We start from the raw sequence: 22,691 nt of genomic DNA on the forward strand, positions 1-22,691 counted from the left end.
AGCAGCAAGCGACGTGCCAGTTTTCCGGGCGGTTTGACTCCGCTCTGGCTTCGATATTGCATAGCGGCGGGGGTTGGGGTCAATCAGTATGATGTCGATGTATTATCAGGCCTTTCAGAACCACATGGACCTCACGGCGCCATGGCGGGCCGGAGCTTCTTCAGCACTTAAATATCTCAATCTGGTGCCGCAGGGCGCCTCCGACGCGATCGTCGGGCGGCTGTCGGCGGCGCTCGAACTGATCTCGCGCTCGACGCTGACCTATGACCGCCCGGCCTATGGCATCGACAGTGTGATGGTCGGCAACCGCGAGGTTGCCGTCACCGAAGAGATCGCCTACGCGACGCCGTTCGGCTCGCTGCTGCACTTCAAGAAGGACGACGTTGGTGAGCAGCCGCGCATGCTGCTGGTGGCGCCGATGTCCGGCCATTTCGCCACGCTGCTGCGCGGCACCGTGAAGACGCTGCTGCAGGACCACGACGTCTACATCACCGATTGGCACAATCCGCGCGACATTCCGCGCAGCGAGGGCCGCTTCGGGCTCGAGGACTACACCGACCACCTCATCGACTTCCTGGGCCAGCTCGGTCCGCGTCCACACATGGTCGCGATCTGCCAGCCGTCAGTGTCCGCGCTCGCGGCTGCCGCCGTCATGTGCGAGGGCAATCATCCGTCGCGACCGGCGACCCTGACGCTGATGGCGGGCCCGATCGATACGCGGATACAGCCGACCAGGGTCAACGAGTTCGCCAAGAGCAGGCCGATCGACTGGTTCGAGCGCAACCTGATCAACTACGTGCCGGTGCAGTGCCGCGGCGCATTCCGACAGGTCTATCCGGGCTTCGTGCAGCTCACCGCCTTCGTCTCGATGAATCTCGAGCGTCACATCAAGCAGCACATGGATCTCGCCAACCACATCGCCAAGGGCGAGAAGGAGAAGGCGGCGACGATCAAGACGTTCTACGACGAATATTTCGCCGTGATGGACCTGCCCGCGGAATTCTACATCGAGACCGTGCGCGACGTGTTCCAGGAGCACCTCTTGCCGCAGGGCAAGCTGATGCATCGGGGACGGCCGGTGGACACCAAGGCCGTCAGCCGCATGGGATTGATGACGGTCGAGGGCGAGAAGGACGACATCTGCTCGATCGGCCAGACGCTCGCAGCCCAAGACCTCTGCACCGGCGTGCGCGCCTATCGCCGTGTCCATCACATGCAGGCGGGCGTCGGCCATTACGGCGTGTTCTCAGGCAAGCGCTGGAACAACGAGATCTATCCGCTGCTGCGCGACTTCGTGCACGTCAATTCCTGAGCCCGCCGCCCTTTACTTCCCGAGCTGCGCGAGCAGGGCGAACCACAGCGCGAGCGGCTCGGAGGCCGAGCCCGGGTCCGACGGATTCTGACGGATCGCGGTATGCACCATGATGAGCTTCGTGGCCGGGTCGACCAGGATCATCTGGCCGCGGATTCCGAGCAGGGCGAACCTGCGCTGCTCGCCGGGAAGGAGCCAGACCTGGTAGCCGTAGCCAAAATAACTGGTGGCCGTGCCCGGCGCGAGGTAGCGGTCTGACGGCTTCACGGTCGTTGCGTCCTGCACCCACTGCCGCGGAATGACCTGGCGGCCATCCCAGGCCCCGTCATGCGCCAGCAGCCGGCCGAGGCGCGCATAGTCGCGCAGCGTCGCGCTGACGCAGCAGAAGGTGATCTCCTGCCCGCTGCTATCAACGACCCACGACGCATCCGCCTCAGCTCCGATGGGATCCCAGATCCTGTCGTGGAGATAATCCGCCACGGGCTTGCCCGTCACGGATCGCAGGATCAGGCCCAATATCTCCGTCTCGACGCTGGCATAGTGCCATTTGGTGCCCGGGGGAGCCGCGCGCGTGTTGAAGCGCGCGACGCTCGTCGCGGGGTTCATCCCTGGACCGCCGAGGAACAGATCGCGCGAGAGTTTTGCAACGTCATCGTCACCGTCATAGACCTCCGAGAATGCTACGCCTGATGCCATGTGCAGGAGGTCGCGGATCGACGTCTTGCCATATTCGGTGCCGGCGAGGCCGGGAACGTAGACCGATGCGGTGTCGTCGATCGACTTGATCTTGCCTTCGGATACGGCGAGGCCAATCAGCATCGCCGTGATCGTCTTGGCCATGGACTGCGACAGCAGGCGGTCGCGGTCGGTGCGCGCATATTGATAGTGCTCGTAGAGGATCGTGTCGTCCTTGGCGATCAGGAGCCCCGTGACCGGATTGCGCTTGAGATAGTCAGCGATGGTCAGCCGCTCGGATCCAAAGCTGTAGGTGATTGGCGGCTCGGGAGCCCGCTTGAATTGCCAAGGCGTGGCCGCGCGCCGGATCGGGCGCGACGGAAACATCTCACCGAAATGGCTGTAGGTGCCGACGAGGTATTCGGACTTGGCGGCGGTCAGCTGGTTGCCGACCGGATAGCCGGCGGCGGCACCATAGGCTTCCGCATTGGGACCTGTGTTGGAGAACACCGGCCCCGGCGCGCTGGCGTTCGCCGCTCCCTGGGCCCAAGCCGATTGTCCGGCCACGGCGAAGAGCAGCACCAACAGCAAACCCCGGCCTGACGTCATCCGCGCCCTCCCGAAACGTCCCTTTGCTTGTGACTTTGTCACGTCGGTACCGCGCTGGCTTGCCGACTTCTGAATTCGCCTGACCGAATTGTCAGCTCGTCGGCACGGTTCGTGGCCCAAAAGAACAAACACAAAACATTCTTGTATTTGTAATGCCACGGCGATTGCGATAGATACGGCGCTCCTTTTCGACCCGGGCCAGTCCCGTCAGACCTAGCGAGAGATAGAGAGCATGGCGCGCAATATCCTGATCCTCGGGGCCTCCTACGGCTCCCTGCTGGGGACCAAGCTTTTGATGGCGGGTCACAACGTGACCCTGGTCTGCCGTGCCAAGACCGCCGAGCTCATCAACCGCGACGGCACCGAGGTGCGCATCAAGCTGCGGGACGAGGCGGTGCACCGTGCGATCTTCTCGCGCAACCTGCCCGGCAAGCTCGACGCCACCACGCCCGGCGAGGTCGACATCTCCCGCTACGACATGGTGGCACTCGCCATGCAGGAGCCACAATACACCAACCACACGGTGCGTGTGCTGATGGTCAAGATCGCGGCCGCCGGCCTGCCCTGCCTGTCGATCATGAACATGCCGCCCCTGCCCTATCTCAAGCGCATCGCAGCGCTGAGGGACATGGACCTGGAGGAGGCCTACACCAACGCGCAGGTGTGGGAACGCTTCAAGCCCGGGCTGGTGACGCTGTGCTCGCCCGACCCGCAGGCCTTCCGTCCGCCGGAGGAAGCCGCGAACGTGCTTCACGTCGGCCTGCCGACCAATTTCAAGGCCGCGATCTTCGAGGACGAGACGCACAACAAGGTGCTGCGCGAGCTCGAGGCCGGCATCGATGCCGTGACGCTCGATGGCCAGGACGTGCCGGTGAAGCTGAAGGTGTTCGACTCGCTGTTCGTGCCGCTGGCAAAATGGTCGATGCTCTTGACCGGCAATTATCGCTGCATCACGCCGCACGAGCCGCAGTCGATCCGCGACGCCGTGCATGGCGACATCAAGCGTTCGCAGGCGATCTACGACCACGTCGATGCACTGGCCCGGCGTCTCGGCGCCGATCCGCAGGATCAGGTGCCGTTCGCAAAGTACGCCAAGGCGGCCGAGAGCCTGCTGAAACCCTCCTCGGCTGCACGCGCGGTCGCGGCCGGCGCGCCGTTCATCGAGCGCGTCGACCTCCTGGTCAAGCTGATCTCGCATCAGCTCGGTGTGCCCAATCCCGAGATCGACCGCACGGTCGAGACGGTCGACCAGAAGCTGAACGAGAAGATCGTGCAGGGCGGCTCCGGCGCGCAGTAGCGCGCCGGCGACATTGGGCACTCATTGCGAAGATAGAATGCCGCGCGGATCGGTCGCACGGTTGGCGGCGACGTAGTCGATCTCTTCCCGCGTCGTCCCGATATCCATCAGTTCGGCATCGCTCAGGCCACGCAGCACGCCTTGCAAGGCCTGACGTGTGCGCCATTCCACGAACGCGTCCCAGCAGGTCCTGACCAGCCCGGCGACACTGTACGTCTGGAGCCGGCCGCCTCGCAGCCCCGTCGTGTGATAGGTCACGCTCATCGTCGTTCTCCCAGGGCTCCATTCGGGCCCAGGATCACGATGCCCGGTCGCGACGAGGTGCGCTTGACAGCCGGCTTACATTTTCCTCACCGGCGGCTTACTTTTGCGGGCTGCAAGCGGTGTTCGACCACCTCCGGCGTCGGAGGCCAGCCAGGGGTTTGGCAGGTTGCGCTATCAGTTTGAAGCGTATGCACTCGATACCGACCTGCGTGAGCTGCGCCGCGGGGCCGATGTCGTTTCCATCGCACCGCAGGTCTTCGATCTCCTCGACTATTTGATCCGCCACAGGGACCGGGTCGTCAGCAAGGACGACCTCATCAATGCCATCTGGAACGGGCGCAGCGTCTCCGATGCCGCACTCACGACGCGCCTGAATGTGGCGCGAACCGCGGTTGGCGATTCCGGCGACGTACAGCGTCTGATCAAGACGCTGCCTCGCAAGGGTTTTCGCTTCGTCGGCACGGTGCGCGAAGACGGCCGGCCTTCCGGCACCGTGCCCATCCCTAACGAGCGCACAGATCTGGCGAGCCCCACGCTGGCGCTCCCGGACAAGCCGTCGATTGCGGTCTTGCCCTTTCAGAACATGAGCGGCGATCCGGAACAGGAATACTTCGCTGACGGGATGGTCGAAGAAATCACGACCGCGCTCTCGCGGTTCAAATGGCTGTTCGTGATCGCCCGCAATTCGAGTTTCACCTTCAAGGGCCAGGCCGTCGACATCAAGGAGGTCGGGCGCAGGCTCGGCGTGCGCTACGTGCTCGAAGGCTCGGTTCGCAAGGCGCCGGGAAAGGTCCGCATCGCCGGGCAACTGATCGATGCGGCGACGAATACGCACATCTGGGCAGACACATTCGAGCGCGACTTGACGGATATTTTCGCGCTCCAGGACGAGGTCGCAATTGCCGTCGTCTCGGCCATTCAGCCAAGACTGCTTCGGGAAGAGATCGGCATGGCGGCGCGGCGGCCGCCGGACGACCTGCGCGCCTATGATCTCCTTCTACGGGCAATGCCGCATGCCCACCGCGCGACCCGCGAAGGACTGACTGAGGCCAAGCGACTCATCCATCACGCCTTGGAGCTGGATCCCCGGCTCGGCTTCGCCGCTAGCGTTGGAAGCTTATGCCATTCGCTCTACGTCACCCTGGGCTATTCGACCGATCCGCATCTCGACCGCAAGGAAGCCATTCGGCTCATTCGCCTCGCGCTGAGCATCGATGACAACGATCCAGGAATTCTGGCCAATGTTGCCGTCGCTTCCGCGTTCATGATCGGCGATCCCCAGGGTGAGATGGAAATGGCCGACCGATCGGTCGCCCTCAACCCGAACTCATTCGATGGGTGGCTCGGCAGGGGGTGGGTGTACCGGATTGCGGGGGAGCCGGAAGAGGCGATCCGGAGCTTTACCCGCGCCAACCGTTTGAGCCCTGTCGACCCGCAGCTGCATCGCTCCTTCATCGGCATGGCGATGGCCTTCATCGAGCTCGAACGTTTTGACGACGCCGTCGAAGCGGCCAAAAGATCGCTTCGTCAGAACCCCACCCATTCGGCCGGGCATCGGTGTCTCGCATGCGCGCTCGCCCATCTCGGGCGTGACAAGGAGGCGCGCGAAGTGGCCGCCCAGATGCTGGAGCTCGATCCTGCCTTTACGATATCCGGATATATCGCGCGCGGCGGCCAGGCTAACGCGAAGCTCCTGATCGACGGATTCAGGAAGCTGGGTTTGCCCGAATGAGCCTCCAGGCGTCTCCCACGCGTCAGCTCAACCGCCGCCGCAACGTCGCCGAGGGCGTCTCGCCGAATTTTTCGCGGTAGGCGCCGGCCATGCGGCTCAGATGCGTGAAGCCGAGATCGAAGGCGATGTCGGTGATGGAGGCATCGGGCGTGGCCTGCGAGAGCCGCGCGTGGAGATTGGCGAGGCGGATGTCGAGCAGCATCTCCGAGATCGACAGGCCAAAATGCCGGCGGAAGCCGAGCTGAAGCGCGCGGATGCCGACGCCCGCGGAGGTGGCGAGTTCAACGAGATCGAGCGGCTCTTCCGCCGAGGCTTCCAGGCGATCCCGCGCGGCGCGCAAGGCGCGCGGCAGCCGCTCGGCTTTGCCTGAGAAGGTGCTGATAGCATCCGACAGGCCATGCCGCTGGCCGTTGAGAAGATGATCGAGCAGCGACTCGCGCAGATCGGCGGTCACAGTCGCCGGTAGCTTGCCGCGCGGCCCGAGGCGTTCGGCCAGCACCAAAAGCTCCTCCAGCCTGGCCGACAGGCTGCGCGCGGCCGGCGTGCGGAGATCGACGACCGGATCGAACTCGACCGTGCCGGACGGCTTGCCCGCGAGCGCGGCGGCCCGCTGCTCCACAAGGCGGCGATCAAGCAGCAGGATGAGCTGGGCGCAGTCGGCCCACGCCATCCGCGTCGGCAGCGTCGGGGACAACAGGGACGCCGTCGTCCCAGGCGCGGTGGTGAGCTCCCGCGTGCCGGCGCGAACGCTGGCACCACCCCGCAGCGGGATCTGCAGCAGGAAAAAACCCTCCAGACAGCCGGGGTCGATCGTCACCGACCCGCCATAGGCGACGTAGTTGATGGAAAAACCGTCAAAGGCCGCGCAATTGTGCCGGGCGTAGAAGCCGGGCGCCCTCGCCTGGGCCGGCTGCAGATCGTGCGGGCAGAAGATGCGCCCGATCTGCTCGGCCGCCTCGTCGACGTCGCCGGTGGTCACGCGGGCAAACTCCGCAAGCCTGACGGCTTCGGAGCCTTTCGCGCTCATCTCCAGCTCGGTTGCGGACATCCGGGACCACACGTCGCGCCATGAATTATTTTAAACCTATAATACCTCCCGGCGCCCGGAAAGGGCCGTGTCGCAAAATCGTCGTGCTGCACAGCACCACGCATGGATTCGTTTTGCGGATAGACAGCCCATGGCACCTGACCGATCTTTCATTCTCGCCGGATCCAAGAGGGAGATGAGCTATGGCTGCACTCGAAAAAGGCATCACTGCAAACGGTACGGGCTACGGTGGCAAGACCTGGAATATTCTGGGTCAGGTCTATTTCCCCAAAGCCGTGACCGACTCCACCTTCGCATTCGAGACCAACAGCGACCCCGGCCAGTTCGTGCCGGTGCACATCCATCCGACCCAGGACGAGTTCATCCTGGTGCAGGAAGGCGAGCTCGACCTCAAGCTCGACGGCCAATGGGTGAAGGCCAAGGCCGGCGACCTCGTGCGCATGCCGCGCGGTATTCCGCACGGCTATTTCAACAAGTCCGACAAGCCGTGCCGCGCGCTGTTCTGGGTCTCGCCGATGCAGAAGCTGGAAGCGCTGTTCAACCAGCTCCACAATCTGACGGACCCCGCAGAGGTCGTGCGCATCTCGGCACAGCACGAAGTGGACTTTCTGCCACCCGAAGCCAACGACTAGGCGACGCGCCTCCGCGTCAACTCAACTCATCTCGCAAGGCCGGCGGCCGCACGTGTTGCGGCCGAACACGGTCGGCTGCGCTTCACACAACCCAAAGCGAGCAAACCCATGGTCAGCCCAAAGCATGTCTGCGTGATCGGCGCCGGCGTCTCCGGTCTCGCCGCCGCCAAAGCCTTCTCGGCCCGCGGCCACAAGGTCACCATCGTCGAACGCAGCGCCGATCTCGGCGGCGTCTGGGAACCGGCGCGCTCCTATCCTGACGTGCAGACCCAGAGCCCAAAAGATCTCTATCGCTACACCGACCGCGCCATGCCGGAGGCCTATCCGGAATGGCCGACCGGCCCGCAGGTTCATGCCTATCTCGCGGACTACGCGAAGAGCCATGGCCTCACCAACATGCTGCGGCTCAACACCGGCGTTGCCGGCATGGAGCGGCGCGCCGACGGCAAGCCCGGCTGGACGCTGACGCTCACGGACAGCCACGGCGCGTCGTCAAAGGAAGACTTCGATTTCATCGCCGTCTGCACCGGGCAGTTCAACGAGCGGCAGGAGCTGCATTGCCCCGGCGAAGCGAACTTCAAGGCCCAGGGCGGCGAGATCCTGCACTCCTCTAAATACAACGACCCCGCGATCGCAAAGGGACGCCGCATCGTCGTGCTCGGCGGATCGAAATCCGCAACCGACATCGCGGTCAATGCGGTGAAGTCGGGCGCGCGCGAGGTCACGATCGTGTTCCGCGAGCCGGTGTGGCGCATCCCCTACTTCATCGGCGGCCTCGTCAACTTCAAGCGCATCCTCTACATCCGCGCGCAGGAGCAGATGTTCCCGGGCTGGGGCGCGAGCGCGCTGGCGCGGCTCGCACACCGTGTCACCGCGCCGCTGGTGTGGGCGAACTGGCGCGGGCTGGAGAGCCTGTTGAAGGCGCAGCTCAAGCTGAAGAAATGCAACATGGTCCCGAAGGAGCGCATCGAGGACGGCGTCAATTGCTCGGTGCCGATCGCAACGCCCGACTTCTATCCGATGGTCGCCGACGGCCGCATCAAGGCCATCTTCGGCACCTTCGATCATTATGAAGGCAACACCATCGTGATGAGCGGCGGCCAGCGCGTCGAAGCCGACGTCGCCGTGCTCGCAATCGGCTACAAGCTCGGCGTGCCGTTCCTGCCCGAGGCCTATCGTTCAAAGCTCGTCGATGCCGACGGGCAGTACCGCCTCTACCGCCTGATCGCCAACCCTGATCTGCCCGACATGGGCTTTGTCGGCTTCAACTCGTCCTTCTGCACCGTGCTCTGCGCCGATCTCGCGGCCAACTGGCTGGTGCGCTATGCCGACGGACAATTGGCGCGGCAGCCGACGGCGCAAGCGATGCGCGACAACATCGAGATGATGCTGCACTTCAAGCGCGTCGAGCGGCCGGCGGCGGGTGTCTATGGCGGGCTCTGCGTCGCGCCCTATCACTATCGCCACTTCGACGAGCTGATGGCCGATATCGGCACCAGGGAATCCTCGCGCAACGGACTGGCGGAACGCTTCCTGCCGCCGGACGCGGATGCCTATGCGCGCTATCTGGCCTCGGCGCCGCAGTACAAGGCGGCGGCATAGAGCATGATCCGGAAAAGTGCGCAGCGGTTTTCCCTCGCGACAAACGCGGAACGCGTTTGCGCGGAGATCATGCTCAATCAAGGAGCTAAAGCGCGATGACGATTCTCATCGCGCTTTTGAGGCGGAAAACGTCTCCGCCTACATCTGCGAGACGCCCCAGCGCCTGCCGAACACCGGCGGGCGCGACTGGATGGCCTTCCAGTCGAAGAAGTGATGATTGTCGGCCCAGGCATGAACCTCGGCCTTGCAGACGCTGCATCTGAAGCTGCCGGAGTGCTTTTCGGTGTGCTCCTCCTTTGTCGCGCTGTAGTTCATCCCGCAGCGCGGGCAGGCAAACTCTTCGATCGTCCATAAGCTGTTGGCCATGCGACTAATTTCTGCAGTTGAACTCTGCATTTGAGGGAACACTGGGGCAAAGCCTAATCAGTGCCGCTTTCGTGCCGGTAAACTATCGCACGGAGATTCGGTTAACGGCCGTTAGCCCTGTCTGGCGCCGGAAACCTGAGGTGCGGCGTTGCTGACCGTGCTGCCGACCTGGCGTCGGGTTCCCCCTGTCAATCTGCCCCCTTTGGCGGGGGTGCAAGACGGGCCGGCTTTGTTACACTCGCGGCCATTCCTGAGCGAGGTCCCCCTGCGTGACGCGCCCTTGCAATGTCCTGATGCTCTATCCGCTGTTTGTCGCGGACTCCTTCTGGAGCTTTGGCGAATCCTGCAAGCTGATGGGCGTTCGCCGTCCTGCGGCTCCGCTTGGGTTGATCACAGTGGCCGCGATGCTGCCGCGCGACTGGACCGTGCGGCTGATCGACTGCAACACGGCGGAGCTTTGTGACGACGATCTCGCCTGGGCCGACATCGTCTTCACCGGCGGCATGTTTCCGCAACAGGCCGATACGCTGCGCCTGATCGAGCTTTGCCGCGCGCGCGGTACGCCCGTTGTCGTCGGCGGCCCCGATCCGACGTCGAGCCCGCACATCTACGAGCTTGCCGACTTCCGGGTGCTCGGCGAGGCCGAAAGCGTCATCGACGACTTCGTGGCGGCCTGGGAGAGCGGCGCGCGATCCGGTGTCTTCACCGCGCCAAAATTCCAGGCCGACGTCACCAAAACACCGGTGCCGCGCTTCGACCTCTTGAGGCCTGAAGACTATCTCTATCTCGGCGTCCAGTACTCGCGCGGCTGCCCCTTCACCTGCGAGTTCTGCGACATCATCGAGCTCTACGGACGGGTGCCGCGAACCAAGACGACGCCGCAGATGCTGGCCGAGCTCGATGCGCTCTACGCGATGGGCTATCGCGGCCATCTCGACTTCGTCGACGACAATTTCATCGGCAACAAGAAATCGCTGCGGCTGTTCCTGCCGGTGCTCGCCGAGTGGCAGCGCGCCCATGATTATCCGTTCGAGCTCTCGACGGAGGCCTCGGTCAACCTCGCCGACGATCCGGAGCTCCTGAACCTGATGGCCGACGCGAACTTTTTCGCCGTCTTCGTCGGCATCGAAAGTCCGGACCCGGCGACGCTGGTCGCGATGCGCAAGAAGCAGAATACCAGGCGCAACATCGCCGAAAGCATCCACAAGATCTACGCCGCCGGAATGCTGGTGACCGCCGGCTTCATCGTCGGCTTCGACAGCGAGAAGGTGTCGATGGCAGATGCCATGATCGACTTTATCGAGGAGGCGGCGATACCCGTCTGCATGGTCGGCCTGCTCTTTGCGTTGCCGAACACACAGCTCACGCGGCGTCTCGCCCGCGAAGGCCGGCTGCATGCGAACCATGATCTGGCCTTGCCAAGCGCCAGCGGCGACCAGTGCACCGCCGGTATCAATTTCGATCCAGCGCGCCCGATGCGGGACATCTTGACCGATTACAAGACGGTGCTCGCGACCATCTATCGTCCGGATATCTATGCCAGCCGCATCGACCGGCTGATGACGTTGCTCGACCGCTCGCGGCAACGGCCCGAATTGCCCGAAGGCGACGTCCGCACAAAGGTCCGCGCGCTCGAGACCGTGCATCGTGTGACGTCGGCGATCCCCGAGGCGCACGGTCCGTTCTGGAAAACCTTCCTCGCCTGCGCCAAGCGCGACTCTTCCTCAGCCCGCATCGCAGTCGCCATGATCGCGGCCTATGCCCATCTCGGCCCGTTCGCGCGCCGCGTGGTGGAGGCGATCGACGTCCGGCTTGCGGCGCTGGATGAGACGGTGCCCGGCGCAACGGCTCCGAACCATCACGCGGCGCACACGCCGAACTAGGCAACTGCGGCGCATGGGCCGCCTTTGACACAATTCTGGTCGATCGTGCACGGGCTGAAAGGGGATTCGCCCTGCGCGTTGACAAATCTGTCACAAGCCACGCGGTTCTTTGCGGTGCAAGGCGCCGCGCTGCCATGGCTATGGTGTTCCACGGCTCGCGGTTTGTTGCTATCAAATCCGCTGGAGACCTGCCGCAGGCATACAACATACGGGGGCCACCGCGATGATGCGCGCGAATTTCTCGGGACAGATCGGCAAGGCTCTGGTCGCAATCGCGGCCGTCACGGCGCTCGCCGGCTGCGAACAGAAAAACACCTACGTCGCGCCGCCGCCGCCGAAGGTTGACGTCGCCACCCCCGTGCAGCGCACGATCACGCGCTATCTCGAAGCTACCGGCAACACCGCGCCAATCAAGAGCGTCGATCTCGTCGCACGCGTACAGGGATTTTTGCAATCGATCGACTATCAGGACGGCACCTTCGTCAAACAAGGCGCCACGCTGTTCACGATCGAGCCCGACACCTACAAACTCAAGCTCGAGCAGGCGCAGGCCGCTGAAGCCGGCGCGCAAGCCTCGCTCAAGCAGGCCGAGGCGGATTTCAGGCGGCAAACCGACCTCGTGCAACGGCAGGCGGTGTCGCAGGCGACGCTGGATACGTCCACCGCGACGCGCGACAACGCCCAGGCCAATCTCCAGCAGGCCCAGGCCAACACCAAACTCGCGCAGGTCAATTACGGCTACACCAAGGTGACCGCGCCGTTCGACGGCATCGTCTCGACCCATCTGGTCTCGATCGGCGAGCTCGTCGGCGTGTCCTCGCCGACCCAGCTCGCGACCATCGTCGCGATGGACCCGATCTATGTGAACTTCAACGTCAACGAACAGGACGTGCTGCGCATCCGCGCCGAAGCGCAGCGCCGTGGCATGACGGCGGCCGACCTCAAATCGCTGCCAGTCGAGGTCGGCCTGCAGACCGAGACCGGCTATCCGCACGAGGGGCACCTCGACTATGCGGCGCCGACCGTCAACCAGGCCACCGGCACATTACCGGTGCGCGGCATCATCCCGAACGAGAAGCGCGTGCTGCTGCCGGGCTATTTCGTCCGCGTCCGCGTGCCCGTCGACCAGCAGAAGGACGCCCTCCTCGTGCCCGACACCGCGCTCGGCAGCGACCAGGGCGGCCGCTACGTGCTCGTCGTCAACGCCGACAACAATGTCGAGCAGCGCAAGGTGCAGATCGGCCCGGTGGACAACGGGCTCCGCGTGATCGAGAGCGGGCTGACGGGAGACGACCGCGTCGTGATCGCCGGCCTGTTGCGCGTGATCCCCGGCCAGAAGGTCGATCCGCAGGCGCAGAAGATCGAGACGCCGCAAGCGTCGGCCAAGTAGGAGCCGGCCATGATCTCGAAATTTTTCATCGAGCGTCCCGTCCTCTCCAACGTCATCGCCTGCCTGATGATCCTGATCGGCGGCGTGGCGCTGTTCAACCTTGCGATCGCGCAATATCCGGACGTGGTGCCGCCGACCGTGCAGGTCACCACCCGCTATCCCGGCGCCAGCGCCAAGACCGTGATCGACACCGTGGCGCTGCCGATCGAGCAGCAGGTCAACGGCGTCGAGGACATGCTCTACATGCAGTCCTACAGCGGCTCCGACGGCACCTACACGCTGACGGTGACCTTCAAGATCGGCGTCGACCTCAACTTCGCACAGGTGCTGGTGCAGAACCGCGTCTCCAGCGCGCTGTCGCAATTGCCGCAGGCCGTGCAGAACCAGGGCGTCACGGTCCAGAAGAAGTCGACCTCGATCCTGCTGTTCGTGACGCTGACCTCGCCTGACGCGAAATACGACAGCCTCTATTTGAGCAACTACGCCACCATCAACATCCGCGACGAGCTCTCGCGCCTGCCCGGCGTCGGCAACGTCACCGTGTTCGGCGCCGGCCAGTATTCGATGCGGATCTGGCTCGATCCCAACAAGCTGCAGGTGCGCGGGCTGCAGCCGTCGGACGTGATCCAGGCGATCCAGCAGCAGAGCCAGCAGGTCGCCGCCGGACAGGTCGGCGCGCCGCCGACGCCGCCCGGACAGGCGTTCCAGTACACGCTCAACGTCAACGGCCGGCTCGACGACACCACGCAGTTCGAGAACATCATCGTCAAGACCGGCAATGCCGGCGACGTCACGCGGGTGCGAGACGTCGGCTGGGTCGAGCTCGGCGCGCAGACCTACAGCCAGATCTTCTCGCTGAACAAGCAGCCGGCCACCGGCATCGGCGTGTTCCAGTCGCCGGGCGCCAACGCGCTGCAGGTCGAGCAGGCCGTCGAGAAGAAGATGGCGGAGCTCGCAAAGGCGTTCCCGCAGGGCATCAAATACGACACGCCGTTCGACACCACGAAATTCGTGCAGGCTTCGGTTCACGAGGTCTACATGACCCTGATCGAGGCCGGCCTGCTCGTGCTGGTCGTGATCCTGGTGTTCCTGCAGGACTGGCGCGCGATGCTGGTGCCGGCGACGACGGTGCCGGTGACCATCATCGGCGCGTTCGCCGCGATGGCGGCGCTCGGCTTCACCATCAACATGTCGACGCTGTTTGCGATCGTGCTCGCGATCGGCATCGTCGTCGACGACGCGATCGTCGTTGTGGAGGGCGCCGCCCACAATATCGAGCAGGGCATGACCGGCCACGACGCCGCGATCCGTGCGATGGACCAGCTCTTTGCGCCGATCGTCGGCATCACGCTGGTGCTGATCTCGGTGTTCCTGCCGGCCTCGTTCCTCGCCGGGCTCACGGGCCGCATCTATTCGCAATTCGCACTCGTGATCGCGGCGACCGCACTGCTGTCAGCCATCAACGCGGCGACGCTGAAGCCGACGCAGTGCGCGCTGTGGCTTCGCCCGACGGTGCCGCCGGAAAAGCGCAATTTCTTCTATCGCGGCTTCAACGCCGTCTATAACAAGGTCGAGCGCGGCTACACGCGCCTGATCACCACGCTGTGCCGCCACGCCACGGTGTCGGTGGGAATTGCGCTGGTGCTGATCGGCATCGGCGGCTACGGCCTGTCGCGGGTGCCGACCGGATTCCTGCCGATCGAGGACCAGGGCTATCTGATTGCCGCAATCCAGCTCCCTGACGGCGCAGCACTCGAGCGGACGCAGAAGGTGCTCGACAAGGCCGCTGAGATCGTCAGCGGTTCGCCGGGCGTCGCCCAGGTCATCACCATTGCAGGCATCTCCGCACTCGACAACAGCGCGAGCCTCGCGAACGCCGGCGTCGCCTACATCATCCTGAAAGACTGGGACGCCCGCAAGGGACCGGGCGAGGATCTGCGCTCACTGGTCTATGGCCTCAACGACAAGCTCGCCACCATCATGGAGGCGCGCGTGCTGGTGCTGCCGCCGCCGCCGATCCAGGGCATCGGCAACGCGGCCGGCTTCTCGATGCAGGTCGAGCTGCGTGACGGCAACAGTGACTTTGCGAAGCTGCAGGCGATCACCGGCGCGATGGTGAGCAACGCGCAGAGCCAGAGCGCGCTGCAACGGGTGCAGTCGTCGTTCCGCTCCTCAGTGCCGCAATTCAACGTCGAGATCGACCGCATCAAGACCCAGACGCTGCACGTGACCACCGACCAGGTATTCTCGGCGCTATCAACTTATCTGGGCTCGTCCTACGTCAACCAGTTCAACAAGTTCGGCCGTGTGTTCCAGGTCTACACGCAGGCCGACCCGGCGTTCCGCGTCACCGAGCGCGACATCGCCAACATGATGGTGCGCAACTCCAACGGCGACATGATCCCGATCGGCACCGTGGCGAAGATCACGCCGATCACCGGGCCGTCGCTGATCAGCCTCTACAACCTCTATCCGGCGGCGACCATCGTCGGCCTGCCGGCGCAGGGCTACTCGTCCGGCCAGTCGCTGGAGCTGATGGAAGAGATCGCCGACAAGACGTTGCCGCCCGGCACCGGCTATGAATGGACGGCGATGTCCTATCAGGAGAAGGCGGTCTCGAACCAGATCTACTGGGTATTCGGCCTCGCCATGCTGCTGGTCTATCTCGTGCTCGCCGGCCAGTATGAGAGCTGGTATGCGCCGATCTCGGTGATCCTCGCAGTCCCCCTGTCGCTGATCGGGCCGATGCTGATCCTCAACGCCCTGAAGATCGACAACAACCTCTATTGCCAGATCGGCCTGATCCTGCTGATCGCGCTGTCGGCCAAGAACGCGATCCTGATCGTCGAGGTCGGGCTCGAGCTGCACGGCCGCGACGGCAAGCCGGTGCTGGAATCGGCCATCGAGGCGGCGCGCGCCCGCTTCCGCCCGATCCTGATGACGTCGTTCGCCTTCATCCTCGGCGTCGTGCCGCTGGTGCTCGCGACCGGCGCCGGCGCCAGCGCCCGCAAGTCGATCGGCATCACCGTGTTCTCGGGCATGCTGGCCTCGACCTGCCTCGCCGTGCTGTTCGTGCCCGCCTTCTTCGTGGTGGTGCAGCGCTTCGAGAACTGGCTCGCGTCGCGGAAGGCGGCGAAGGCGGCGCCGACGGTGCAGCCGGCGGCGGAGGCAAAATCGTAAGGTTGGCGGCGGGAAAAACAAAAATCGAAAACAACCCCATGCACAGTACATCACGACGCCGTGATCGAACTTCTATTTTTACGAAATTCGCTTGACCCGTCGGGCAAATCAGGGGTATATTGTCATCATTGCAGAACCTTCGGCAGCCGATGGCCGGGGGGAGACCGGAGAAGCCGAATGCGCTATTTCGCTCTCGCGATTGCGTCGTTTGAAGCTCTTCTTGCAAGCTGCTGCAACTCTCATGCTCAACCGACATGTGACCAGTTGCTCGGCTACTATCAAGCAGGGCTGGCACCCAAAGCGTTCGCGAGAGGCACCGGTGCCTGCGGATATTCGACCGGCCAGAAGGCGAGCTCACTTGAGGATGCGAAGTGGAAAGCTCTGAACGCTTGCCAGGGACACAGGGGTGCGAAGGATTGTCGCATCGTATTTTCGCAAGGCAAATAGCCGCTGCGCGCCGGTGCGGCTCACCGCTTGAAACCAGCAGCGCCGACACGCCGGACTGCCTGATCACTGCGTCGGCCACGCTGAGCCGATTTTGGTTGGTTCTGAGCTCATCAACCCCTGCTGACCCCAAGTAGCGACTTTAAGTCGGACGGGGAACGGTCCCTTTGACTGCCACGGCCGTCGTCGCAAAACTCCTCGCTCCGTCAGGTCCACCGCACAGGTAGGCGTCTCGAACGTCCGATTTCAGCTTGTCGGTCGTTCGCTCTGAGAGCGTCGAGAGGAACGAGGCCAGTGTGCCCTGACCGTGTATCAGCGGCTCCCAGTAATCGTCGAAGCTGCCGAACTCCATCCGAATGGTCAGAGACGTTTCGCGGACCTGTTCCAGCCCTCCCTGAACAAAGACGCTCACGAGCTGCCCGGGTCCGGTCATCGGCCGGGTGAGAGCGATCGACCGCCGCTCCATCGCCGCCGGCTCAATCGCGCAGAATGTGTCCCAAAACATGCGTTGGCTCGGCATCCCGCCGAACGTATCCCATACCGTCGCGGCAACGACGCCTCCAGGGCGAACCACGCGGCGCATCTCCGAAACGGCTTTCGAGGGATCAGACACGAAATGGAGAACAAGCAAGGATAGCGCCCGGTCGAATTGTCCGTCACCATATGGCAGGGCACAGGCATCGCCCTGCCGGGCGACGATCCTCGGGTCCCTGCTCTTCTGCTTCAGGGCTTCGACAAATTGCTCCTCGAAGTCGATCGCTTCGATGGCGTCGACCTCACAGCTTTCCGCAATCGCCAGCGTCAGGCTTCCGGTGCCGCATCCGACGTCGAGCACCCTTTCGTGCACGCCGATGCCGGCGAAATCCAGGAAGAGAGGCGCAAGACGCTGGCTCCATCTTCCCATGAACGACTCATAACCGGCAGCACCCTTCGAAACGAAATTTGAAACCATGCCCCACCAATCCAAATAGACCTTGAGACAACAGATTGCCTATCAACGGCGCGACGATTTTAGCCCGCGCGCCCCAGGCAACAAGTCTCCGCTTCGACGCAGCTCCCGCGGGAGGGGCCGGCTATTCGGCCGGGCTCGCCGCCAGGCTGGCCGCAGGTGTCCGTATCTCGCGCGGCAGGATGATCGCGGCCGCGATCGCCAGCAGGCAGAGCGCGGCAAAGGCGTGCAGCATGGTGACGAAGCCGCCCTGCTCGTAGAGCCAGGCGACCAAGCCGACGGACGCGCCGGCGGCGGTGAAGCCGACGAAATAGCGCACTGCGTAAGCGCGCGAGCGCCATTCCTCGGTGGTGTATTTTCCGACCATGGCGTCGTTGACGGTGACCTGCCCGAACGCGCCCATGACGATGCCGATCGACACCAGAATGAGCGGCAGGTTCTGCAGGCTCGCGGCGAGATACAGGAACGGCGCCAGCATGAAGGACAACGGCAGCGCCACCGTCTTCAGCGAATAATGATCGAGCAGGCGGCCGATCGTGTACTGCGTCATCGCGCCGAACACATAGACACAGGCCGCGATCACGCCGAGCAGCGCCGGGCTGCTGGTGAGATCGGCGAGCCGCTCGGCGAACAGTTTTGGCAGCGCCACCGTGACCGCGTTGAAGGTGGTGGAGATCGCGATCACGACGATCAGCAGCGACAGGATCACGCGCCACATGTCCTGCTTGGCGACACGCGCCTGGGCGGCCGCCTGCTTCGATCCCTTGCGGTCCTCGTGCACCACTGACAGCGCGAAGACCACGCCGATCAGCATCGTGACGACACCGGGGACGATGAAGGCGTAGCGCCAGCCGAGATATTGTCCGATGACGCCGGTGACCAGCGCCGACGAGGCAACGCCAAGATTGCCCCAGACGCCGTTCAGCCCCATCTCGCGGCCGAGCTTCTCGGCATAGGAGACGATCATCGCGGTGCCGACGGGATGATAGATCGAGGCGAAGATGCCGATCGCGAGCAGGGCGGCGCCGAGCTGGGCCGGCGTCTGCACGAAGCCCACCGACACCATGGAGGCGCCGATGCCGAGGAAGAAGATCAGCATCATGTGGCGGCGGCTCCAGCGGTCGCCGAGCCAGCCGGTGAGCAGCGATCCGGCGCCGAAGGCGACGAAGCCGGGCGTCGCGTAGGGCAACAGCTCCGCATAGGCCATGCCGAGGGCCGGCCCCATGACGATCACGGCCGCGGCAAAGATCAGCATCGAATAATGGTCGATGAAGTGCGCGGCGTTCACGAAGCTGATGACCCGGCTGGGACTGTTCATTAAGGCGTTTCCTGCGGCGTTTCCCTGGCGGGCATGAATCTTTGCCCGAAATGAGTTATATGTCGGAGCCATGACGGGATGCCGCCAATGACTATCGTCGAAACGCCAATCCTCCGGGAGGTCCGGAGCAACCATCTGTCGCCGGCCGGCGTGCATCTGGTCGCGCGCGATTATCCCAAGGGCATGCGGATCGACCTCCACATGCACCGCGAGGCCCAACTGATCTATGCAGCCAAGGGCACGATGCAGGTGACGACGCCCGAGGGGCGCTGGCTGGTGCCACCGGACCGCGCGGTCTGGATGCCGGCCGGGCGCGAGCACGCCATCGACCTGCTCGCCGATATCGAGATGCGCACGCTGTATTTCGACCTCGCCTGGCTGACGCGCGAGCAGCGCAATGAGGGACTGACCAGGGAGTTCGTGGTCCGGGTGTCGGCGCTGCTGCACCAGGCGATCCTCGCGCTGTTCGACTCGCGCAACACGGCGGAACGCACCGAGCTTTTGGTGCGGCTGGTGATGCTCGAGCTACACCAGGCCGAGGACTCCGCGACCTTCGTTCCGCTGCCGCGGGAACCGCGCTGCCGGCGCGCCGCGATGATCGTGCTCGACGATCCCACTGCCATCCACGAGATCGAGACGCTGGCGCGCGAGGTCGGAACCTCGGCGCGCACGCTGTCGCGGCTGTTCTCGGCGGAGACGCAACTGAGCTTCAAGAGCTGGTGCCAGCGCGCCCGCGTTGCCGCCGCGATCGAACGGCTGTCGACGGACGCCAATGTCTCGGTGAAGCAGCTCGCCGCCCAGCTCGGTTATGCCAGCGTTCCCGCCTTCTCCGCCGCGTTTCGCCAGGTGACGGGGCGGACGCCGACGGAATTTGCGGGGAAGATTTAGCGCACCCCCATCATTGCGAGCGCGGCGAAGCAATCCGGAATCCTTCCACGGCAACAGTCTGGATTGCTTCGCTGCGCTCGCAATGACGGCGTGTGGGGTAGCTGCCTCGTCCTCCAAATGCCACCGGGGGCATGACAGATTCCCCGGTGGCGCATGGCACAGCTAAAGATGCAAAAAACTTGCGCTTGATTGTGATCGGCTTCCGCCCAAATCCTGTGTAATCTTGCCGCGAGCAAATCCGGATACGAAAGTCCTCATGGCCAACGCGTTCTTCTCCGACCTCCTGACCACGATTTCCGAGCGCGGGCGCACGCTGTTGCGGCGCGCAGGGTCCTCTGACGCCGGTCAGGATACGGACGGTCTGGTCCAGCTCTGCAACGCGCTCTTGTCCGGACGCGGCGAGGCGTCCGGCACGGCCATGGCGCGGGATGTGCTCGATCTCTACCAGGAGCTCGACGCCACGCAGCGCCACGCCTTTTTCGAGGCGCTGGTGCGCGATTTCGGCCCGGACCGCGAGAAGCTGGCGCAGGCGGTCGAAAAGTGGCGCGCGCAGCCCGACGACGAAGACGCGAGCAGCCTGCATTTTGCCTCGGAGCCGCGGCGCCAGGAGCTGATCCGCCGGCTTAACCGCGCGCCCGGCGGCACCGGCGATCTCGTCAGCATGCGCGCTGATCTGCTGGGCATGATGAAGGGGCACAATGATCTCGCAGCGCTCGACCGCGACGTCGTGCATCTGCTCTCGTCTTGGTTCAACAGGGGGTTTCTCGTGCTGCGCAGGATCGACTGGTCGACACCGGCCAACATCCTCGAAAAGATCATCCGTTACGAAGCCGTGCACGAGATCTCGGACTGGGACGATCTGCGCCGCCGCATCGATCCCGTGGACCGGCGCTGCTACGCCTTCTTCCATCCGGCGCTGGTGGACGAGCCGCTGATCTTCGTCGAGGTCGCGCTGACCGAGACGATCCCGGGCGCGATCGCGCCGTTGCTCGCCGTGGACCGCCAGCACTTGCCCATCGAGAAGGCGCGCACCGCCGTGTTCTACTCGATCTCCAACACCCAGCGCGGCTTAGGGGGCATCTCGTTCGGCAGCTTTTTGATCAAGCAGGTGGTCGAGGAGCTGCGCCGCGAAACGCCAAAACTCGACACTTTCGTGACGTTGTCGCCGGTGCCGGGCTTCATGCAATGGCTGAAGCAGGACAAGGACGTTCCGCTCAGCGACGACGACCGCGAAATCCTGAAACGCCTCGACGACCCGAAATGGTTCGAGCATCCCGAGATCACCGCGCAGTTGCGCGGCGTGCTGGAGCCGCTCGCGGCCTACTACTTCCTGAAGGCGCGCACGCCGAAGGGGCGCATGATCGATTCCGTCGCCCGCTTCCATCTCGGCAACGGCGCGCGGCTGGAGCGGATCAACTGGCTCGGCGATCTCTCGCCAAAGGGAATGCGCGAATCCGCCGGGATCATGGTCAACTATCTCTACCGCCTCGACGACATCGAGAAGAACCACGAGGCCTACGCCAATGACGGCGAGGTGGTGGCCTCGAGTGCGGTGAAGAAGCTGATCAAGGGTGAAGGGCGGCGGTTGCTGGATATGCGGTTGTCGTAGGGGCGATGTCGTGTTGAGAGATTATTGCGAACCATCCCCATCGTCGTCCCGGACAAGCGCGCGGAGCGGCGCGCCGATCCGGGACCCATAACCACAGGAAGTGGTTTGGCGAAGACTCGGAGTTACCAGCTTCGCGCAACGACTTCTCCCTGGGGTTATGGGTCCCGGATCGGAGCGCGCTTATTGCGCGCTTGTCCGGGACGACACTGAGTCAATTAGCACGGCCGTCGCGCAGCCCCTACTCCGCCAGCGCCTTCATCTCCTTGTAGAGATCGGACTTCCCCTCGAAGCCGATGCCGGGCAGGTCGGGCATGGTGATGTGCCCGTTCTCGACACGCACGCCGTCGGGGAAGCCGCCATAGGGCTGGAACAGGTCGGGATAGCTCTCATTGCCGCCGAGGCCGAGGCCGGCTGCGATGTTGAGCGACATCTGGTGGCCGCCATGGGGGATGCAGCGGCTTGGCGACCAGCCATGGGTCTTCAGCACGTCCAGCGTGCGCTGATACTCGCAGAGGCCGTAGGACAGCGCGCAGTCGAATTGCAGCCAGTCGCGGTCCGGCCGCATGCCGCCATGGCGGATCAAATTGCGGGCGTCCTGGTGGCTGAACAGGTTTTCGCCTGTGGCCATCGGGCCCGGATAGAAGTCGGCAAGGGCTGCCTGCAATGAATAGTCGAGGGGATCGCCGGCCTCCTCGTACCAGAACAGCGGATAGTCGCGCAGCATTTTTGCGTAGGCGATCGCGGTCTCCAGGTCGAAGCGGCCGTTGGCATCGACCGCGAGCTGCGCGTCCTTGCCGATCTCCTTCAGCACCGCCTCGATGCGGGTGCGATCTTCCTCGACCGGTGCGCCGCCGATCTTCATCTTCACGACGTTATAGCCGCGATCGAGATAGGAGCGCATCTCGCCGCGCAGCATCGAGAGATCCTTGCCGGGATAATAATAGCCGCCGGCGGCATAGACGAAGACGCGCGGGTTGGCTGTCAGGCCGTGCCGCTCGGCGAGCAAGCGAAACAGTGGTTGGCCCGCGATCTTCGCCACCGCATCCCACACCGCCATGTCGATGGTGCCGACCGCGACCGAGCGCTCGCCATGCCCGCCCGGCTTCTCATTGGTCATCATCGCGGCCCAGACCTTGTCCGGATCGAGATTGTCGCCGGCCGCGTTCAAGAGCGACTTCGGCTCGGCTTCGAGGATGCGCGAGGCAAAGCGCTCGCGGATCAGGCCGCCCTGCCCGTAACGTCCGTTGGAGTTGAAGCCGTAGCCGACGACCGTCTTGCCGTCACGCTTCACGTCGGTGACGACGGCGACCAGGCTGGTCGTCATCTTGGTGAAGTCGATATAGGCGTTGCGGATCGGCGAGGAGATCGGCTTTGTGATCTCGCGGACGTCGACGATGCGGACGGACATGGCTTTAACTTTCTCGCGGGCTCTCTCCTCTCGTCATGGCCGGGCTTGTCCCGCCCATCCACGACCTTTCCCGCAGCGCCAAGAA

The 22,691-nt window shown here is 64.1% G+C and carries 17 protein-coding genes; 10 read left to right on the forward strand and 7 right to left on the reverse strand.

Annotated elements, in window-relative coordinates; translation table 11 throughout:
* The first annotated feature begins 88 nt into the window (after positions 1-88).
* Positions 89-1,312, forward strand: coding sequence for a polyhydroxyalkanoate depolymerase (locus C2U70_RS28250; RefSeq protein WP_140981908.1), 1,224 nt, complete (start codon positions 89-91; stop codon positions 1,310-1,312).
* Between the two features lie 12 nt (positions 1,313-1,324).
* Here the strand turns inward: C2U70_RS28250 and C2U70_RS28255 are convergent, their stop codons facing one another.
* Positions 1,325-2,596 (reverse strand): serine hydrolase domain-containing protein, encoded by a 1,272-nt coding sequence (locus C2U70_RS28255; protein WP_140981909.1) that lies wholly within the window; start codon positions 2,594-2,596, stop codon positions 1,325-1,327.
* A 232-nt stretch (positions 2,597-2,828) separates the two neighbouring features.
* Here C2U70_RS28255 and C2U70_RS28260 point away from each other — a divergent pair, with 232 nt between their 5' ends.
* Positions 2,829-3,893: a ketopantoate reductase family protein gene (locus C2U70_RS28260; protein ID WP_140981910.1), complete on the forward strand. Its 1,065-nt coding sequence runs from the start codon at positions 2,829-2,831 to the stop codon at positions 3,891-3,893.
* 21 nt (positions 3,894-3,914) lie between these two features.
* Here the strand turns inward: C2U70_RS28260 and C2U70_RS28265 are convergent, their stop codons facing one another.
* Positions 3,915-4,157, reverse strand: a complete 243-nt coding sequence (locus C2U70_RS28265) for a DUF1127 domain-containing protein (RefSeq protein WP_140981911.1) — start codon at positions 4,155-4,157, stop codon at positions 3,915-3,917.
* 166 nt (positions 4,158-4,323) lie between these two features.
* Between C2U70_RS28265 and C2U70_RS28270 the strand changes: the two genes are divergently transcribed.
* Positions 4,324-5,889, forward strand: coding sequence for a winged helix-turn-helix domain-containing tetratricopeptide repeat protein (locus C2U70_RS28270; RefSeq protein WP_140981912.1), 1,566 nt, complete (start codon positions 4,324-4,326; stop codon positions 5,887-5,889).
* 22 nt (positions 5,890-5,911) lie between these two features.
* On the opposite strand, the gene C2U70_RS28275 is transcribed toward C2U70_RS28270, so the two are convergent.
* Positions 5,912-6,937, reverse strand: a complete 1,026-nt coding sequence (locus C2U70_RS28275) for an AraC family transcriptional regulator (protein ID WP_140981913.1) — start codon at positions 6,935-6,937, stop codon at positions 5,912-5,914.
* A gap of 182 nt (positions 6,938-7,119) precedes the next feature.
* On the opposite strand from C2U70_RS28275, the gene C2U70_RS28280 reads away from it, so the two are divergent.
* Together C2U70_RS28280 and C2U70_RS28285 are read left to right on the forward strand one after the other, a co-directional pair.
* Complete coding sequence (locus tag C2U70_RS28280; RefSeq protein ID WP_140981914.1) at positions 7,120-7,569, forward strand: cupin domain-containing protein; 450 nt, start codon at positions 7,120-7,122, stop codon at positions 7,567-7,569.
* Between the two features lie 108 nt (positions 7,570-7,677).
* Positions 7,678-9,171, forward strand: coding sequence for a flavin-containing monooxygenase (locus C2U70_RS28285; RefSeq protein WP_140981915.1), 1,494 nt, complete (start codon positions 7,678-7,680; stop codon positions 9,169-9,171).
* 138 nt (positions 9,172-9,309) lie between these two features.
* Here C2U70_RS28285 and C2U70_RS28290 read toward each other — a convergent pair whose 3' ends face one another.
* A complete protein-coding gene (locus C2U70_RS28290) occupies positions 9,310-9,537 on the reverse strand; it encodes a hypothetical protein (RefSeq protein ID WP_140981916.1) in 228 nt (75 codons plus the stop codon).
* A 293-nt stretch (positions 9,538-9,830) separates the two neighbouring features.
* Here C2U70_RS28290 and C2U70_RS28295 point away from each other — a divergent pair, with 293 nt between their 5' ends.
* From C2U70_RS28295 to C2U70_RS28305, 3 genes are all read left to right on the forward strand, one after another.
* Complete coding sequence (locus C2U70_RS28295; RefSeq protein WP_140981929.1) at positions 9,831-11,420, forward strand: B12-binding domain-containing radical SAM protein; 1,590 nt, start codon at positions 9,831-9,833, stop codon at positions 11,418-11,420.
* A gap of 223 nt (positions 11,421-11,643) precedes the next feature.
* Positions 11,644-12,810 carry an efflux RND transporter periplasmic adaptor subunit gene (locus tag C2U70_RS28300; protein WP_140981917.1) on the forward strand — a complete coding sequence of 389 codons (1,167 nt, stop codon included), beginning with the start codon at positions 11,644-11,646 and terminating at the stop codon, positions 12,808-12,810.
* Positions 12,811-12,819: 9 nt separating this feature from the next.
* Positions 12,820-15,990 (forward strand): efflux RND transporter permease subunit, encoded by a 3,171-nt coding sequence (locus C2U70_RS28305; RefSeq protein ID WP_140981918.1) that lies wholly within the window; start codon positions 12,820-12,822, stop codon positions 15,988-15,990.
* 586 nt (positions 15,991-16,576) lie between these two features.
* On the opposite strand, the gene C2U70_RS28310 is transcribed toward C2U70_RS28305, so the two are convergent.
* Together C2U70_RS28310 and C2U70_RS28315 are read right to left on the reverse strand one after the other, a co-directional pair.
* Positions 16,577-17,386, reverse strand: a complete 810-nt coding sequence (locus tag C2U70_RS28310; protein ID WP_140981919.1) for a class I SAM-dependent methyltransferase — start codon at positions 17,384-17,386, stop codon at positions 16,577-16,579.
* A gap of 121 nt (positions 17,387-17,507) precedes the next feature.
* Positions 17,508-18,701 carry an MFS transporter gene (locus C2U70_RS28315; RefSeq protein WP_140981920.1) on the reverse strand — a complete coding sequence of 398 codons (1,194 nt, stop codon included), beginning with the start codon at positions 18,699-18,701 and terminating at the stop codon, positions 17,508-17,510.
* Between the two features lie 87 nt (positions 18,702-18,788).
* Here C2U70_RS28315 and C2U70_RS28320 point away from each other — a divergent pair, with 87 nt between their 5' ends.
* On the forward strand, positions 18,789-19,589 hold the full coding sequence (locus C2U70_RS28320) for an AraC family transcriptional regulator (RefSeq protein ID WP_186294521.1): 801 nt from the start codon (positions 18,789-18,791) through the stop codon (positions 19,587-19,589).
* 256 nt (positions 19,590-19,845) lie between these two features.
* Positions 19,846-21,198 (forward strand): malonyl-CoA decarboxylase, encoded by a 1,353-nt coding sequence (locus C2U70_RS28325; protein WP_140981922.1) that lies wholly within the window; start codon positions 19,846-19,848, stop codon positions 21,196-21,198.
* Positions 21,199-21,436: 238 nt separating this feature from the next.
* Here the strand turns inward: C2U70_RS28325 and tarD are convergent, their stop codons facing one another.
* Positions 21,437-22,606 carry a D(-)-tartrate dehydratase gene (gene tarD, locus C2U70_RS28330; protein ID WP_140981923.1) on the reverse strand — a complete coding sequence of 390 codons (1,170 nt, stop codon included), beginning with the start codon at positions 22,604-22,606 and terminating at the stop codon, positions 21,437-21,439.
* Positions 22,607-22,691: the final 85 nt, after the last annotated feature.

This window comes from Bradyrhizobium guangdongense, from assembly GCF_006483445.1.
GTDB lineage: Bacteria > Pseudomonadota > Alphaproteobacteria > Rhizobiales > Xanthobacteraceae > Bradyrhizobium > Bradyrhizobium guangdongense_A.

Excerpts from the sequence above, each read along its gene's own strand:
- C2U70_RS28250 (WP_140981908.1), top strand. The coding sequence starts at position 89 with ATGATGTCGATGTATTATCAGGCCTTTCAGAACCACATGGACCTCACG.
- C2U70_RS28255 (WP_140981909.1), bottom strand. The coding sequence starts at position 2,596 with ATGACGTCAGGCCGGGGTTTGCTGTTGGTGCTGCTCTTCGCCGTGGCC.
- C2U70_RS28260 (WP_140981910.1), top strand. The coding sequence starts at position 2,829 with ATGGCGCGCAATATCCTGATCCTCGGGGCCTCCTACGGCTCCCTGCTG.
- C2U70_RS28265 (WP_140981911.1), bottom strand. The coding sequence starts at position 4,157 with ATGAGCGTGACCTATCACACGACGGGGCTGCGAGGCGGCCGGCTCCAG.
- C2U70_RS28275 (WP_140981913.1), bottom strand. The coding sequence starts at position 6,937 with ATGTCCGCAACCGAGCTGGAGATGAGCGCGAAAGGCTCCGAAGCCGTC.
- C2U70_RS28280 (WP_140981914.1), top strand. The coding sequence starts at position 7,120 with ATGGCTGCACTCGAAAAAGGCATCACTGCAAACGGTACGGGCTACGGT.
- C2U70_RS28285 (WP_140981915.1), top strand. The coding sequence starts at position 7,678 with ATGGTCAGCCCAAAGCATGTCTGCGTGATCGGCGCCGGCGTCTCCGGT.
- C2U70_RS28290 (WP_140981916.1), bottom strand. The coding sequence starts at position 9,537 with ATGGCCAACAGCTTATGGACGATCGAAGAGTTTGCCTGCCCGCGCTGC.
- C2U70_RS28295 (WP_140981929.1), top strand. The coding sequence starts at position 9,831 with ATGCTCTATCCGCTGTTTGTCGCGGACTCCTTCTGGAGCTTTGGCGAA.
- C2U70_RS28300 (WP_140981917.1), top strand. The coding sequence starts at position 11,644 with ATGATGCGCGCGAATTTCTCGGGACAGATCGGCAAGGCTCTGGTCGCA.
- C2U70_RS28305 (WP_140981918.1), top strand. The coding sequence starts at position 12,820 with ATGATCTCGAAATTTTTCATCGAGCGTCCCGTCCTCTCCAACGTCATC.
- C2U70_RS28310 (WP_140981919.1), bottom strand. The coding sequence starts at position 17,386 with ATGGTTTCAAATTTCGTTTCGAAGGGTGCTGCCGGTTATGAGTCGTTC.
- C2U70_RS28315 (WP_140981920.1), bottom strand. The coding sequence starts at position 18,701 with ATGAACAGTCCCAGCCGGGTCATCAGCTTCGTGAACGCCGCGCACTTC.
- C2U70_RS28320 (WP_186294521.1), top strand. The coding sequence starts at position 18,789 with ATGACTATCGTCGAAACGCCAATCCTCCGGGAGGTCCGGAGCAACCAT.
- C2U70_RS28325 (WP_140981922.1), top strand. The coding sequence starts at position 19,846 with ATGGCCAACGCGTTCTTCTCCGACCTCCTGACCACGATTTCCGAGCGC.
- tarD (WP_140981923.1), bottom strand. The coding sequence starts at position 22,606 with ATGTCCGTCCGCATCGTCGACGTCCGCGAGATCACAAAGCCGATCTCC.